This window comes from Acidithiobacillus ferrooxidans ATCC 23270, from assembly GCF_000021485.1.
In the GTDB taxonomy this organism is placed as follows: Bacteria; Pseudomonadota; Gammaproteobacteria; order Acidithiobacillales; family Acidithiobacillaceae; genus Acidithiobacillus; species Acidithiobacillus ferrooxidans.
Genome location: NC_011761.1, coordinates 2,267,504 through 2,282,228, shown reverse-complemented (window position 1 = coordinate 2,282,228; position 14,725 = coordinate 2,267,504). Strand labels below are relative to the sequence as shown.

General features: G+C 57.0%; 17 protein-coding genes. 11 read left to right on the top strand and 6 right to left on the bottom strand.

Going from position 1 to position 14,725, the window contains the following annotated elements; genetic code table 11:
* Positions 1-11 precede the first annotated feature (11 nt).
* The 5 genes from rodA to AFE_RS11735 are packed head-to-tail and all read right to left on the bottom strand — an operon-like array spanning position 12 to position 5,404.
* Positions 12-1,223: a rod shape-determining protein RodA gene (gene rodA / locus AFE_RS11755; protein WP_012607471.1), complete on the bottom strand. Its 1,212-nt coding sequence runs from the start codon at positions 1,221-1,223 to the stop codon at positions 12-14.
* Positions 1,220-3,028, bottom strand: coding sequence for a penicillin-binding protein 2 (gene mrdA, locus AFE_RS11750; RefSeq protein ID WP_009567490.1), 1,809 nt, complete (start codon positions 3,026-3,028; stop codon positions 1,220-1,222). Before mrdA ends, rodA begins: the two co-directional genes overlap by 4 nt.
* On the bottom strand, positions 3,025-3,501 hold the full coding sequence (mreD, locus tag AFE_RS11745) for a rod shape-determining protein MreD (RefSeq protein WP_009567489.1): 477 nt from the start codon (positions 3,499-3,501) through the stop codon (positions 3,025-3,027). Before mreD ends, mrdA begins: the two co-directional genes overlap by 4 nt.
* Positions 3,498-4,337: a rod shape-determining protein MreC gene (mreC, locus tag AFE_RS11740; protein ID WP_012537259.1), complete on the bottom strand. Its 840-nt coding sequence runs from the start codon at positions 4,335-4,337 to the stop codon at positions 3,498-3,500. Before mreC ends, mreD begins: the two co-directional genes overlap by 4 nt.
* A 23-nt stretch (positions 4,338-4,360) precedes the next feature.
* A complete protein-coding gene (locus AFE_RS11735; RefSeq protein WP_009567487.1) occupies positions 4,361-5,404 on the bottom strand; it encodes a rod shape-determining protein in 1,044 nt (347 codons plus the stop codon).
* 257 nt (positions 5,405-5,661) lie between these two features.
* Between AFE_RS11735 and moaC the strand changes: the two genes are divergently transcribed.
* Entirely contained in the window at positions 5,662-6,171 is a 510-nt protein-coding gene (gene moaC, locus AFE_RS11730) for a cyclic pyranopterin monophosphate synthase MoaC (RefSeq protein ID WP_009567486.1), read from the top strand.
* A 3-nt stretch (positions 6,172-6,174) separates the two neighbouring features.
* On the opposite strand, the gene AFE_RS11725 is transcribed toward moaC, so the two are convergent.
* Positions 6,175-6,480: a hypothetical protein gene (locus AFE_RS11725; protein ID WP_009567485.1), complete on the bottom strand. Its 306-nt coding sequence runs from the start codon at positions 6,478-6,480 to the stop codon at positions 6,175-6,177.
* Between the two features lie 270 nt (positions 6,481-6,750).
* Between AFE_RS11725 and moaA the strand changes: the two genes are divergently transcribed.
* The 10 genes from moaA to AFE_RS11675 all read left to right on the top strand — a co-directional run bounded on the left by moaA (position 6,751) and on the right by AFE_RS11675 (position 14,664).
* The gene (moaA, locus tag AFE_RS11720) at positions 6,751-7,779 is read left to right on the top strand and encodes a GTP 3',8-cyclase MoaA (protein ID WP_009567484.1); all 1,029 of its coding nucleotides are present in this window, start codon (positions 6,751-6,753) and stop codon (positions 7,777-7,779) included.
* A gap of 60 nt (positions 7,780-7,839) precedes the next feature.
* Positions 7,840-8,169, top strand: a complete 330-nt coding sequence (locus tag AFE_RS11715; protein ID WP_012537258.1) for a rhodanese-like domain-containing protein — start codon at positions 7,840-7,842, stop codon at positions 8,167-8,169.
* Between the two features lie 123 nt (positions 8,170-8,292).
* A complete protein-coding gene (locus AFE_RS11710; protein ID WP_009562307.1) occupies positions 8,293-8,523 on the top strand; it encodes a sulfurtransferase TusA family protein in 231 nt (76 codons plus the stop codon).
* 43 nt (positions 8,524-8,566) lie between these two features.
* The gene (dsrE2, locus tag AFE_RS11705; RefSeq protein ID WP_009562304.1) at positions 8,567-9,037 is read left to right on the top strand and encodes a sulfur carrier protein DsrE2; all 471 of its coding nucleotides are present in this window, start codon (positions 8,567-8,569) and stop codon (positions 9,035-9,037) included.
* A gap of 63 nt (positions 9,038-9,100) precedes the next feature.
* Entirely contained in the window at positions 9,101-9,787 is a 687-nt protein-coding gene (locus tag AFE_RS11700) for a 4Fe-4S dicluster domain-containing protein (RefSeq protein WP_009562302.1), read from the top strand.
* Positions 9,788-9,797: 10 nt separating this feature from the next.
* Complete coding sequence (locus AFE_RS11695) at positions 9,798-11,141, top strand: heterodisulfide reductase-related iron-sulfur binding cluster (RefSeq protein WP_012537257.1); 1,344 nt, start codon at positions 9,798-9,800, stop codon at positions 11,139-11,141.
* A gap of 12 nt (positions 11,142-11,153) precedes the next feature.
* A complete protein-coding gene (locus AFE_RS11690; RefSeq protein ID WP_012537256.1) occupies positions 11,154-12,209 on the top strand; it encodes a CoB--CoM heterodisulfide reductase iron-sulfur subunit A family protein in 1,056 nt (351 codons plus the stop codon).
* Positions 12,199-13,017 (top strand): hypothetical protein, encoded by an 819-nt coding sequence (locus AFE_RS11685; protein WP_012537255.1) that lies wholly within the window; start codon positions 12,199-12,201, stop codon positions 13,015-13,017. Before AFE_RS11690 ends, AFE_RS11685 begins: the two co-directional genes overlap by 11 nt.
* A 23-nt stretch (positions 13,018-13,040) precedes the next feature.
* The gene (locus AFE_RS11680; RefSeq protein ID WP_012607468.1) at positions 13,041-13,760 is read left to right on the top strand and encodes a 4Fe-4S dicluster domain-containing protein; all 720 of its coding nucleotides are present in this window, start codon (positions 13,041-13,043) and stop codon (positions 13,758-13,760) included.
* Positions 13,753-14,664 (top strand): CoB--CoM heterodisulfide reductase iron-sulfur subunit B family protein, encoded by a 912-nt coding sequence (locus AFE_RS11675; RefSeq protein WP_012537254.1) that lies wholly within the window; start codon positions 13,753-13,755, stop codon positions 14,662-14,664. Before AFE_RS11680 ends, AFE_RS11675 begins: the two co-directional genes overlap by 8 nt.
* Positions 14,665-14,725: the final 61 nt, after the last annotated feature.

The following is a 14,725-nucleotide window of genomic DNA, read 5'->3' as shown; positions in this document are numbered from 1 at the left end:
CTGATTGGAATTCAGGGGGATTGGGCAAGTCTGGAATTATAGCGACGCTTGCGGAGAAAATCATGCTTGGGGACGGCGGGCAATACCTGGTACCCCATGCCTTTGGGCGGAAAAACCCCATCATTCGTGGATGCGTGGATGCGTGGATGGGCGTGGACCGACATCAGTATGCCCAGTCCGACCATGAAAGTCAGCATGGCGGTCCCACCATAGCTTACCAGTGGCAGCGGCACTCCGACTACCGGAAGAATTCCGGTGGTCATACCCATATTTATGAAAATATAAAGAAAAAACGTCAGACTCAGGGTGCCGGCGATGAGACGGCCGAAGGCGTCACGGCTTTCGTAGGCAATGACCAGCCCGCGCAGGACGATGAGCAGATAAGTAGAGATGAGGATCAGGACGCCGACCAGACCAAACTCCTCGGCAAATCCCGCAAAAACGAAGTCGGTCTGGGCTTCCGGCAGGAAATCGAGGTTGACCTGGGTACCGTTGAACCAGCCCTTCCCCCAGAATCCTCCCGAACCCACGGCAATCATGCTCTGGATGATGTGATAACCGGCGCCCAGGGGGTCGCGTTGAGGATCGAGAAAGGTCAGTATGCGTTCTTTTTGGTATCCATGCAGAAAATGCCAGAGTACCGGCCCACTGATGGCGGCTAGGATGATCAACGCGATAAACCATCGGCGGCGCACACCCGCCAGCCACATCATGAAGACCCCGGCAGCGCCAATTTGCGCCGCCGTACCCAGATCCGGCTCCTTGGCGATGAGCAGAAAGGGGATGGCAATCAGCACAAATCCGGTGACGGCGGAAAGCCAGTGGCGAACATTTTCCCGTTGCGAATAGTAATAGGCGAGGAACAGGGGTAGGGCAAGTTTCATGAGCTCCGAGGGCTGAAAGGTCAGCGGGCCGACGCCCAGCCAGCGGCGTGCGCCGAGATTGGCTTTGCCCGCCACGAGTGTGATCACCAGTAAGAGGACGCCTGTAGCGTACAAGGCGGGTGCCCAGGCGCGAATACGCTCCGGTGGTGTATTGGCAATGAGAATGAGGACGAGGATGCCGATCGCGAATCGCAAAAGTTGGGCAAGCACGATGCGGATACTTTCCTGGCTGCCACTGTAGATCACCGCGAGGCTGATGAGCATGAGCATTACCACCCCCGTCATGATTGCCGGGTCCAGTTTCTGCAGGGGCTTCAGCAGGCGTGTGTGCCAACTCATGAATTGACCTCCGCTGTCGTCAATGTATTGAGGTAGGCGTCGATAACCGCTCTCGCGACAGGCCCGGCAGTGCTGCCTCCATGGCCGCCATGTTCGACCACTACCGCCACGGCGATGCGCGGATGGTCAGCCGGAGCGTAGGCGATGAAGAGCGCGTGATCCTGCCAAAGTTGAACCGTATCGCGCAGCACCCGACCGGAATCATTGCGCTGCGCATGATGCACCTGGGCAGTGCCGGTTTTGCCGGCAATGGCATGGAGATCGTTGGCCAGTGATTTGCCGGTACCTGAAGTCACCGCATCACGCATCGCACCCTGAATGACGGCGATGTCCTCTGGCGAAAAATCCAGGGGTTGCGTCGCACCGTCGGGTGATTGTTTCATATGCGGTATAACCAGTTTGCCACCATTGGCGATGCTGGCTGTGGCCCGCGCCAACTGGAGCGGGGTGCTCAGCAGATAACCCTGTCCTATTCCCATCATCACGGTTTGTCCCTGATACCAAGTCTGGCCATAGCGCCGACGTAGCCAGACCGGGGAGGGGATCACCCCGGCGGCTTCCCCGGGTAAATCCACTCCACTGCGCTGACCAAAGCCAAAATGCGCGAGACCGTTGCCGAGCTGGATTACGCCAAGACGCATGGCAATCTGGTAAAAATATACGTCATTGGAATCGCGAATGGCTTCGCGCAGATTTTGCGCACCATGACCACCGGGTTTCCAGTCGTAATATTTGTGTTTGGTACCGGGAATCTGGTAGTAAGCGCCGCCAGCGAGCCGCTGATCAGCGGCGATGGCCTTGTCGCGCAGGGCGCTGAGTGCCACAAAAGGTTTGATGGTAGAGCCCGGAGGATAGCTGCCCCGCAGAAAGCGGTTGGCCATGGGCGTGCCAGGATCGTCCCGCAGGCTGCTCCATACAGCGGTACTCAGGCCATCTACGAAAGCATTCGGATCGAATGCGGGGGCCGAATAAGCGGCGAGTACGTCACCATTGCGCGGATCCAGTGCCACTACGGCGCCCTGCTGGCCTATCATGGCCTTGGCAGCGGCCTGCTGCACCGCAAGATCCAGAGTCGTCCGAATGGTTACGCCCTCCCGGGGCGGGTTGCGCAAGCGTGTGTGTAAGGTATGCCCGCGTGCATCGACCTCTACCTCTTGGTCGCCCGGCTGTCCTTTCAGCAGGGTTTCATACTGTGCTTCAAGGCCGCTTTTGCCGATGCTGTCCAGCCCCGCGTAGTCCGCCATCTGCTCCTCGCGGATTTCCGCAGGGGTCAGGCGGCCCACATAGCCCACTGCATGGGCGAACAGTGAACCATAGGGATAGTGGCGTTTGGTCCTGGTTTGTATGGCTACCCCCGGAAATTGATGTCGCTGCACGGCAAATGCGGCCAACTCTCCGGGACTCAGATTGCGACGCAGAAGAATGGGCTGATAGGGACGTGCATGGGATAGATCACGGTTGAAGCGTTGCTGGTCCTCTGCACTGACGGGCAATATCCGCCGTAGGCGCCGGATGGTTTCCTCCGGGTGCATGGCTTTGTTCGGCGTGATCGTAAGGGCGAAGCCGGTCTGATCATCGGCGAGTACCTGCCCATGCCGGTCAAGAATCAGACCTCGCTGGGGGGCGATGGGCAACAGCACAAGGGTGTTATGGGTGGATTGGGTGGCATAGAGATCGTGATCCCAGACCTGCAGCCGGAATATCTGTATGGCCAGCAGCGCCGTAAGCGCCGTGATCAGTCCCGCAGCGACCAGCAGTCGGCGGGTGAATTGTCGATGTTCCCGGGCGGGCTGTACTGCATTCATGTATGGTTCAGGCGCAATGCGTGACGCAGATAATCGAGCGTCAACGTAAAAAGCGGCCACAACAGGGCGCCGATCAGTGGCCCTAAAAGCAGCGAAAAATGCCATGTGATGGTGCCTGCCCAGGCCTGCCACGACCAGACCAGCAACCGGTGGGCCAGCAGCAACATGAATATGAAGAAGAGTTGCTCCCAGGACGCCAGACTGCGAACCCTGGCAATGCCGGTGTAGAGCAGATAAATCATGACGACCCCGGCGATAGCCTGGGCTCCCAGCACATCGCCAAGTACCATATCCTGAAGTAGCCCGATCAGCCAGACCACGGTAAAGCTCAGTTCAGAAGCACTGCTGATGGCCCAATAGAGCAGTAGCAGGGCTACAAAATCCGGGTGGAGCGATGCGTAAAACGGACCGCAGGGAATGGCTTCCGCCACGAGCGCGAAGAAAAAACCGAGAACGACTACGACGGCGATCATGGCGCTGCTGCGGGCTGGGAGGCTGGGTTAACCCAGAGCATGAGCACGGTGCCCAATCGCCCGAGGTGAACGGCCGGTCGTACCGCAATCTGTGCAAAGGGTTGGTCACCATTGTGGATGACTGCGGAAATCGTACCGACATTGAGCCCCGCCGGGTAACGCCCACCCAGACCCGAGGTGACGAGCTTGTCGCCGACTTTCAGGGGGGTGTTGCGCGGTTGGAAGGGTACCGTAAGACTGTCCAGGTTCCCCGTGCCATCCACCAGCAATGGTGTGTCCGAGCCTGCGGGCTTTACGGGGATGCTGCTGTCCAGGTCGGAGAGCAGCGCCACTTCGCTGCTCTCCGGGGAAACGCGAACCACCTGTCCCGCCACTCCGCCGGCAGCGAGGACCGGTTGTCCGACAAAGACCCCCGCACGCGTACCCAGGTTGGCGACCAATAACTGGCTGCCTGGTGCCAAGTTTTGGGCGATAATCTGCGCTACGGCCACCTTTCCGGGCGGGTGGGGGATGCTGTCGAGCAATGCGAGAAGTTGACGGTTTTCGTCACGCAGAATATCTGCTTCCAACAGCTTGGGCTGTGCATGGACGAGTTCGGCGCGTAGTCTGACGTTTTCGGATTCCAGCGCAGCACGGCTTTGCAGGTAATGGTCGGTCTGCCGCCACAGACGTGCCCCCTGCATGCTGATCCACTGCACAGGATAAGCTATGGTCAAAGAGACGTTTCCCATGTTGGGGTGTTTTTCGCTGGATACCGAGACGAATACAGTCAACAACATCAGCACCGCTACGCGAAGGAGCGGCGGGTAGCGGCGGGGGAAAAACAATGCAGGCATGGTAGCTCGTGGTAGCCGAAGGCTTAATCGTCGGCAAATACCTCACCCAGCAACTCCAGTTCTTCCAGTGCCCGGCCGCTGCCCCGTGCCACGCAGGTCAATGGATCCTCCGCAACGATGACCGGTAGCGCGGTTTCCTCCATGATCAGTCGATCCAGATCGCGAAGGAGGGCGCCGCCACCCGTCAACACCATGCCCCGTTCAGCGATATCGCCCGCGAGTTCGGGGGGGGTTTGCTCCAGGGCCAGTCTGATGGCACCGACAATGGCGCCTAATGGTTCCTGGAGGGCTTCGAGGATTTCATTGCTGGTAATCGTAAATGTCCGGGGAACGCCTTCGGCGAGATTGCGACCGCGCACTTCTATACTGAGCACTTCCTGACCGGGATAAGCGCAGCCAACCTTCTTCTTGATCTCTTCGGCGGTCGTCTCGCCGATCAGCATGCCGTAATTGCGCCGGATATAGTTGACGATCGCCTCGTCCATTTTGTCGCCGCCTACCCGCACACTCTGGGAGTAGACCACCCCGCCCAATGCGATGACGCCGACTTCGGTAGTGCCGCCGCCAATATCCACCACCATGGAGCCAGTGGGCTCCGCAACGGGCATCCCGGCGCCGATGGCGGCAGCCATCGGCTCCTCGATCAGGTGCACTTCGCGCGCCCCGGCGCTCATCGCCGATTCACGGATGGCGCGCCGTTCCACTTGTGTTGCACCATAGGGTACACAGACGATGATCCGCGGACTGGGGCTGAGGAAACGTTGATGATGCACACGTTTGATGAAGTGCTTGAGCATGGCCTCGGTAATCTGGAAATCGGCAATCACACCGTCTTTCAGCGGCCGGATGGCCGTAATGTTGGCCGGTGTGCGGCCCAGCATACGTTTGGCTTCCTCTCCGACGTGCAACTGTCGGCTGGTAGCCCCATGCCGTCCGGTGTGGATGGCTACCACGGAGGGCTCGGAGAGCACAATACCCTTGCCGCGTACGTAAATCAGGGTGTTGGCGGTACCCAGGTCTACGGCCAGGTCGGTGGAGAAAAGGCCAAGAATTCGTTTAAATATCATCAAGTTAGAAGCCTTTCTGGAAATGGATGGAGGCGCTTCGGGGGAGCAGAAAAATTACTGCATCCGCAACAAGCCGTGTGCATCGCGCAGTCTATCATGAGGAACGGCCGAGACCAAAGTCATGATGCCAAACGTCCGGCTTGCGCGGGGATACCAAAAGAACGGAGAATCGTTCACGGCCATTGCGGAATGCTCATGGATGGTGGTCCTGCGTGGTGCGTGTTTTTCGGTCCCTTACGAAAAGGAGTCCCCCATTCATGTCAAATCCGGATGCCGTCAATCATTTCAATGAGCAAGGCGATGCGCACATGGTCGATGTCGGTACCAAGGCGGTGACGACCAGGGTTGCGCTGGCGGCAGGCGAAATTCTGATGGCGGATTCCACCCTGGAACGCATTGCTTCTGGACGAATGGGAAAGGGTGACGTCCTGGGGGTGGCGCGCATCGCGGCCATACAGGCCACCAAAAGGACCTGGGAGTTGATTCCTCTGGCCCACCCCTTGCTCCTCACCGGTGTCGAAGTCGAATTAACCCCTGCTTCCGATCCTGCGCGGATTGTCTGCCGCGCAGAAGTGCGTTGTATCGGCCAGACGGGCATCGAAATGGAGGCGCTCACGGCTGTTTCCGTGGGATTGCTCACTATTTATGACATGTGCAAGGCCATTGATCGTGGGATGCTGCTGCAAAATATCGGTCTCTTACGGAAAGAGGGCGGCAAGACGGGTCTCTGGGAGAGAATCCCTGCGTCCTGCCCGCCAGTCCGCTGATATCTACTTGCCGCGGTGTGGCGAGGAGCTGTAGCGCATCATCACATCCCGGTCCTTCCAGCTCGCTTCCTTCAGGATGTCTTCGGGGATCATGTACCGGTCCTGTGGTGCCACGTCCTGAAACTTCACCACGCGCAGTACATCGCTGAAAGGGAGTTTGCGCAGCAGGCCGTCCTTGTCGGTGGCGCGTACGATCATGGCGTCCTTGAGAAGGGCATAGACATAGAAGTTGCCAGGTCGCAGCTTGCCGTCCTTGTCTTTCCAGGTGACGGTAATGCGCGAATGTTCCTTGAAATCATTGCGAATCATGTATGGATCTCCTTGGTTTGTGTGCCTCTAAACTAATCACCGCGCCGGGCACAAAGCAAATAAGCGCTACTTATTGTAAAATTAAAAACGTTGACTTGCGTTGTCAAAAATCCGGGCATACCTTCCAGCCGTTCTGTAACGGCCGTCCCGGGGGTTGGCGCAGCGCAGCATATCATTTGTCTCTGTCATGGGTGTCGGCAGAGTTGAACATAGTCTTAAAAGAGGTCTAGTATAACCCTCTTAGGGTAAGGTTCCCAGGGAGCAGACGGCATGCCGCAGGGATTAGTTGCAGAACCGGCGCAGGGGGCTGCGTTGGCGGACCAGTTCGGTCGGCGCGTTACCTATCTGCGCATTTCGGTGACGGAGCACTGCAATTTCCGGTGTAGCTACTGTTCTCCCGAGGAGGGGACCCCCTTCTTCGTGCGGAAAGACCATCTACAGGCGGAAGAATATGACCGCCTGATTCGCATTTTCAGCGGGCTCGGCGTCCGCCATATCCGTTTTACGGGTGGCGAACCGCTCCTTCACCCACGGATTCTGTCTTTCGTCGGCTTCGCGCGACGTCACGGTGTCGGCAAGATCAGCATCAGCACTAATGGAGTGCTGCTGGGGCGGCGCGCCGACGCTCTGAAACAGCTGGGCGTCAACAACCTGAATGTCAGTCTCGACAGTCTGGACCCTGAGGTTTTCGCACGGGTGACCCGTGGTGGCGACGTGCGTCGCGTCCTGGAAGGAATCGATGCGGCGATACGGGCAAAGATTCCCCGGATAAAACTCAACGTCGTTCTGCTGCGCCAGGATAATGGGGATAGCCTGCCAGCGCTGCTGGAATATGCGATACAGCGTGGTGTCGATATCCGCTTCATCGAGGCCATGCCGCTCGGTGAAGCGGGGGCGGATGCCCGGGAGACGCAATTCTTGAGCGCTGCCGAGGCGCAGCAGGTTATCGAGCAGCACTTCGGTCCGTTGCAACCCGTGATCCGACCCGCAGACAATGGTCCGGCGCGCCTCTATCAGCTCCCCGCGGTGCGCTCCCAGGTGGGCTTCATTACGCCCATCAGCGACGATTTTTGCGCAACCTGCAACCGTGTACGCCTCACTGCAACGGGGCGTCTGGTGTATTGTCTGGGGCAGGATGGGGGGTTGGAACTTTTGCCTCTCATACGCGGAGCAGCCAGTGACGGACAGATCGCGGAGGCCATTACCCAAGGGATCTGGCGGGACAAGCCGGAGCACCATCACTTTGTAAATGACCCCAACCGTTCCGCCAGAGTGTTCATGATGCGGCTTGGGGGTTAGCCTGCCGGGCGTTTCATGTAGAATCCCCGGTCAATTTTCTTTCATGCAAGCGAGTGGCACATGTACGGATTTCAGGAAATCACTGCGGATCAGCTCAAAGCCTTACGGGAACAGGGAGGGGCGTTTACGCTGATTGACGTGCGCTCGCCCGGCGAAGTGGCGCGGGGCGTCATCGATGGTGCCAGACACCTGCCGCTGCACCTGCTTCCCATGTCCGTGCAGCAGATGGATAAATCGCAACCGCTCGTTTTTTACTGCCTGAGCGGCGGGCGTTCGGCGCAGGCGGCGGCTTTCGCGGCGTCCCAAGGTTTCGGCCAAGTGCTTAATTTGCGTGGCGGAATCTCCGCCTGGGTCAACCGGGGGTTCCCCTTGGTCCAGTTGTCCAGTTGATAAGGATACTCTAAAATAGGGGTGCTTAATCATCAAATCAAAATATTTGCCTTGCTGTTCATACTTTTCCTGATAGAGTCTTGCAGGTAGTTTTTCAGACATCATAACCGAGGAGGTTAACCCATGGTACAAGAAGACAAAGTACTCGACGCGCGCGGACTGAATTGCCCGCTGCCGATTCTCCGCACCAAGAAGGCGCTTGGGGAGTTGACCTCTGGTCAGGTCCTGAAGGTCGTCGCCACCGACCCTGGCGCGGTGAAGGATTTCGAAGCGTTTGCCAAGCAGACCAAGAATCCCCTGTTGGAACAGGCGGAAGCTGCTGGCGAGTTCATCTTCTTCATCCAGAAGGCTTAATTTATCACAGCCGGGCCGCGAGCCCGACCGGGAGTATCAAATAATGGACGAGAAAAAGTTGGCAATTATCGCTACGAAGGGCACCCTGGATTGGGGTTATCCGCCCTTCATCCTGGCATCTACCGCAGCGGCGCTCGGCTATGGGGTTGAAATATTTTTCACCTTCTACGGCCTGCAGTTGTTGAAGAAGGATTTGAGCCATCTGCGCGTGAGTCCGCTCGGGAATCCCGCAATGCCCATGCCGATACCGATGCCGACACTGATGATGGTGCTCCCCGGCATGGAAGGGATGGCTACCTCCATGATGAAGAGCAAAATGAAGGCAAAGGGTGTAGCCAGTCTGGAAGAACTTCGTGAGCTCTGTGTCGAAGCAGAAGTACGGATGATCGCCTGCCAGATGACCGTTGATCTTTTCGAGTTTGACACCGCGGATTTCATTGACGGCATTGAACTCGGTGGTGCTGCCTCGTTCTTTGAGTTCGCCGGAGAGTCAGATATTACGCTCTTCATGTGAACTGACGGGCTGCACTGCGGGTCAACAGGTACGACGTAATTATTGTTAGCGAGGAGCGAGTGAATGGCGACTTACGCTGAAATGAGGGAGATGTTCGACGAAATCCGTGCGGATTTTCGTTATGACCACGAACTCAATGGATGTTTGAATTGTGGCATTTGCACGGCCACCTGCCCGTCTGCGCAGTTCTATGACTATAGCCCGCGCGAGATTGTGCAGTTGTTGTGGACGGAAAATGTCGAGCAGATCTACGATGCGATGCAGGAGAAAATGTGGGCCTGTGCGCAGTGTATGACCTGTGCCGCACGCTGTCCTTTCAAGAATTCCCCCGGTGGGCTTGTCATGATCATGCGCGAAGTGTCCATCCGCCATGGCATGCAGTCGGCTAAAGATGTGCTGCGACCGTTCGGGCGCGTCATGCTCAAGCTGATCACCACGGGCAATCAGTTGTCCCCCGACATGATCCAGCCCGATCACTTCCCCGACTGGGGCCCCAATATCCAGAAGGTGGAAGGCGACTTGCGCATACTGCGTAAAGCCATTCCGGTGCGCACCTTGCAAACCGTGGAAACGGCGTGGGAAGTGTCGCTAAAAACCTCCGTCGAGATGTACACCATCTGGGAAATGACGGGCGTGCTGAAGTCATTGGAAACCATGGATGAAAACCTTTTCGACGTCATTGAGGACTTCATTGACGAGAAACGTGAAGACTATGAAGACTGGCTCGAGAGCCAGAACGACAAGGACTGAGGAGACCATCATGAGCGACAACAGCACACAGCAAGGCGTGGCGGGGCACGGCGCCTTCTTTCAGGACACGAATCTTTCGGCGAACGAAGCCGAAGCGGCAACGGCCTGGGTGCGCAGCCATGTCGACCGGCGTACGATGGACCTGGGCGAGCGGATGGATGACGTCCGTGATCACATGTGGCAGTTGGAGAAGGAAGGCGAAATCATCGTCCACCGCCTTACGGACCAGCACAAGCCCGTTGAAGTAGATACTCTGTATGGCTGGAAAAAGCGGATTCCTACGAATCAGTTCTGGCATCATAAGAGTTGCGGGCAGTGCGGCAACATCCCCGGCTATCCCACCAGTATCCTCTGGTTCATGAACAAGTTTGGCATGGACTATCTGGACGAGACCGACCAGACTTCCTGCACCGCCTGGAACTACCATGGCTCCGGCATCGGCAATGTGGAGTCCCTGGCCGCCGTCTTCCTGCGCAACTTCCATCAGGCCTACGTCTCCGGCAAGCAGCACGGCTTCGAGAACGGCCACTTCTACCCTCTGGTGCACTGCGGCACCTCCTTCGGCAACTACAAGGAGATCCGCAAATACCTCATCGAGTCCGCCGAACTGCGGGAGAAGGTCAAGAAGATCCTCGGCAAACTGGGCCGTCTGGTGGACGGCAAGATCGTCATCCCCGAGGAAGTGGTCCACTACAGCGAATGGCTGCACGTCATGCGCAACCGTATCGCCAGCGAATTGCAGACCATCGACATGAGCAACATCCGGGTCACCAACCACGCCGCCTGTCACTATTACAAGATGGTGGCGGAAGACGCCGTCTACGACAACACGGTGCTGGGCGGTAATCGTACCGCTGTCGGCACCTCCGTCGCCCAGGCGCTGGGTGCCCAGGTCATCGACTACTCCACCTGGTATGACTGCTGTGGCTTCGGGTTTCGGCACATCATCTCGGAGCGCGAGTTCACCCGCAGTTTTACGATGAATCGCAAGATCAAGGTCGCCCGGGAAGAAGCCAACGCCGATGTGATGGTCGGCATCGACACCGGCTGCATCACCACCATGGACAAGAACCAGTGGATCGGCAAGGCCCACGACATGAACTACAGCATTCCCATTGTCGCCGACGTCCAGCTCGCGGCCCTGGCCTGTGGTGCCGATCCCTTCAAGATCGTGCAGTTGCAGTGGCATGCTTCGCCCTGTGAAGATCTGGTGGAAAAGATGGGCATCAGCTGGGACAAGGCCAAGGCCGATTTCCAGGATTATCTCAAGCAGGTGGAACAGGGCAATGTGGAATACCTCTACAACCCCGAACTGGCCACCAATCAAAACATCAATATGAAAGCGGGCGCTTAAGGAGAAAGTTCAGTGAGTGCACAAGATACAGTGTTAGTCGTAGGTGCAGGTCCAGCAGGCTTGTCGGCAGCCGCCACCATAGCCTCCATGGGGAAGAAGGCCGTCATCGTCGAGAAAGAAGATATTCTCGGTGGGGCGCCCATCATCTCCGGTTACGCCAAGCTGGTACCTTCTGGCGAATGGGCCAAAGATGCCATCGGCCGCATGGTCAGCCGTGTGGAAGGCGACGGCAATATCAGCATCCACAAGTCTGCCAAGGTCACCCAGGTAGAGGGTGAGGCCGGTAACTTTACCGCCACCCTGAGCAACGGCGACAAGGTGGAAGCGGGTGCCATCATACTGGGTACGGGATTCACCCATTTCGACTCCATCAACAAGCCGGAATGGGGCTTCGGTACCTACGAGGACGTCCTGACCACCACGCAGATGGAGCAGATGGTGACAGCGGGCCAGATTCGTTGTCCTTCGGACGGCCGGGTTCCGGAGCGCGTGGCCATCCTGCTTTGCGTCGGTTCACGTGACCGTCAGATTGGTCGTGAATGGTGCTCCAAGATCTGTTGCACCGTTTCCACCAATCTCGCCATGGAGATCAAGGAAATTTCTCCGAGTACCGATGTGTTCATTTATTACATGGATATTCGTACCTTCGGCCTTTACGAAGACAAATTCTACTGGAAGAGTCAGGAAGAGTTCAAAACCAAGTTCGTCAAGGCGCGTATCGCCGAGGTCACCAAGTCGCCTGACGGTCGTTTGCTGGTCAAGGGTGAGGATACCCTGGTCAAGCGTCCTATCGTGATTCCCATGGATATCGTCGTTCACGCCATCGGTATGGATCCCAATGCATTGAACCCGGAAATTGCCAGGACTTTTGGTATCGGTCTGGAAAAACACGGATTTATCGACCGCGCGGAACAGTATACCAACAGCCAGGGTACGACGCGTAAAGGGATTTACGTGTGCGGTGCGGCGACCGGCCCGGAAGATATCGATTCTTCCGTAGCGCAAGGCCAGTCCGCTGGGGCGCGTGCTGTGGCGGATCTCTACGGACAGCAGAAAATTGCCAGCTGATATCCACCACAGCGGGAACGGCGAACACATCGTTCCCGCCTCGCTGCCGATCGATCTCGATAAGGGGCTGCTCAACAGATCCTTTTATGAGCTTGAAGAGGCGTTCGAGGGACAGCAGGGTCTTGCAGACCTGGTCGGTAGCCTGACAGAGAAGACGGCGAGTTTTCGTCGTCTCCTGCTGGAGGACAAACGACCCTTGACGGAAGCACAGATGGCGCATCTCGTGGAGCAGATGTTTACCGCGAGACGCAAGATCTGGCCCGTCATAGAGGAGCAGGGCGCGGCGCGGGTAGGTGAAATGATGCGCGATTTGCTGGAGGGCCATGGTGATCTGACGCAGCGTATGACGCGTTTTGAAGAGGCTTTGCCTGCTACGGGAAAGACGAAACGCGTTATCAGGGACATGGGGGCTGAGGTTCTGCACTTCAGTGATCCCGAACGCTATCCGTTGATGACGCGCTGGGTCTGGGACCAGGGTACCACCTCAGGCGCGGTGCGGGAGTTCATCCGCGGGGGCGACTACCTGACGGCTTTCCCTTTTGGAGAAAGTCCCGAAATGTTCGAGGGTCTGCGCCAGTGGATGCGGGAAGCGCTGCTGGAACTGGGGGTGTATCGTGATGTGCCATATATGGTCGATATCATCCTGGCCTACCAGTATTCACAATATGTGCGCGCTATGGCAGAAGGCTTTTTGCGTTCGGATTTTGGCGGCCAAACAGACTTTACGGAACAAATCCGTAAATTGCTGGGCGTAGAAGTACACCGGCGGATGGGTGGATCTCGCATCAAGAGAGACGCCATTCATTGATGAATTAGGGTATAGGAGCGGCTATGGCTATTCATGAAAAAACACTGATCGATCCCGATCGGATTTTGCAGCACGATCACCTGGTAATAGACGGGGTGGACGTTTCAGGTTCCTGGAACACCATGATTACCCCCCGCACGCTGACGGACTACGAAGAGCATTTTGAAGAGATCATCCAGAGTTACAGCGGTGGCGAGAACGTGCACCGTTGCTGGCAGTGCGGCTCCTGCACGAATTCCTGCACCATGTATGCGCAGAATGTGGATTTTAACCCGCGTTACTGGATTTATCTGATTCGCTTGGGCCTGAAGGCCGAGTTGATGAAAGATAAAGACATTATCTGGCAGTGTGTTTCGTGTAACAAGTGCACCAATATCTGCCCCAAGGACGTCCGTCCCGAAGGTGTGATGAAAGCCACCGCCCACTGGATGGAAGAAAATGGTCTGACCCCCAAGACCCTTTCCACTCATTTTGATGAAGAATTTACGCATCAGTGCATCGAATTCGGGCGTATCGAGGATACCGAAGTCATGGTGGGGTTCTTCAAACGTGCCGGGCAACCCTTGGTCCAGGCCTGGATCGTGGAGTTTGGCAAACGCCTGACCAAGCACATGCCCTTGGGTCAGTTGACCAAAATGGGCATGAATGTGGTGTTCCGTCCCAAGACCAAATCCTGGGGTAAAACCGGTGAAGTCCTCGCTGAATACGTGAAGGCACAGAAGGAGGCCGCGCATCATGGCTAAGGTTGCATATTATCCGGGCTGTGCGCTGGAAGGTTCCGGCGGACCCTATGACAAATCCACCCGCGTTCTGGTGAAGGAACTGGGTCTGGAAATGGAAAACCTCGAGGACTACAACTGCTGTGGTGCGATGGAGGTAAAGAACATTCATCCCATGTTGCAGACCTATATGTCGGCGCGGAATCTGGCCATCGCCAGTAAGCTGCAGGGCTGTGATACGGTGATGGCGCCTTGTAACGGCTGCTATCGTAATTTGAAGCAGACCGAATATGAATGTGCTACTTCAGAAGAAACCATGAAGACGGTGCAGGAACTCGCCAACAAGTCGGGTGACCCTGTTTATGAAGGCGACGTGCGCAGCCTGCACGCGCTGGAATGGTTCATGGAGGAAGTGGGTGTCGATGGCATCAAAAGCAAGGTCAAAAAGAGTCTCAACGGCCTGAAGATCGCCAACTACTATGGTTGCATGTACACCCGTCCCCGGCAGATTTTCCCGGAAAAGGATCAGGGTCCCGGTTCGGAATCGAGCTATGCGCCGCATTTCATGGATGACCTGCTCGCAGCAGCCGGTGCCGTGAGCGTGGATTTCCCCTTGAAGACGGCATGTTGTGGTGGGGCGCATACGTTGTCGGATTCGGATACTTCCACCCAGTTGGTGCTGAATATCCTTCAGGCGGCGGAAGATGCCGGTGCGGAGGTGATCGCCACCGAGTGTCCCACCTGCCATTCCGGTCTGGAAATGCATCAGATCCGTGCGGAGACGGAGTTCGGCATCAAATCGAGCGTCAAGGTGATTTATTTCACCCAGTTGCTCGGTTTGGCCATGGGTCTGTCTGCGCGCAAGGTAGGCATTCCCGACAATGTCAGCGACTCGATGGATCTTCTTGCCGCCAAGGGCATTATCTGAAATGGTATGGGGAAGCGCCCCTTTGCGGGGCGCTTTTTTTTACCCGTCGCTGACACCAGGG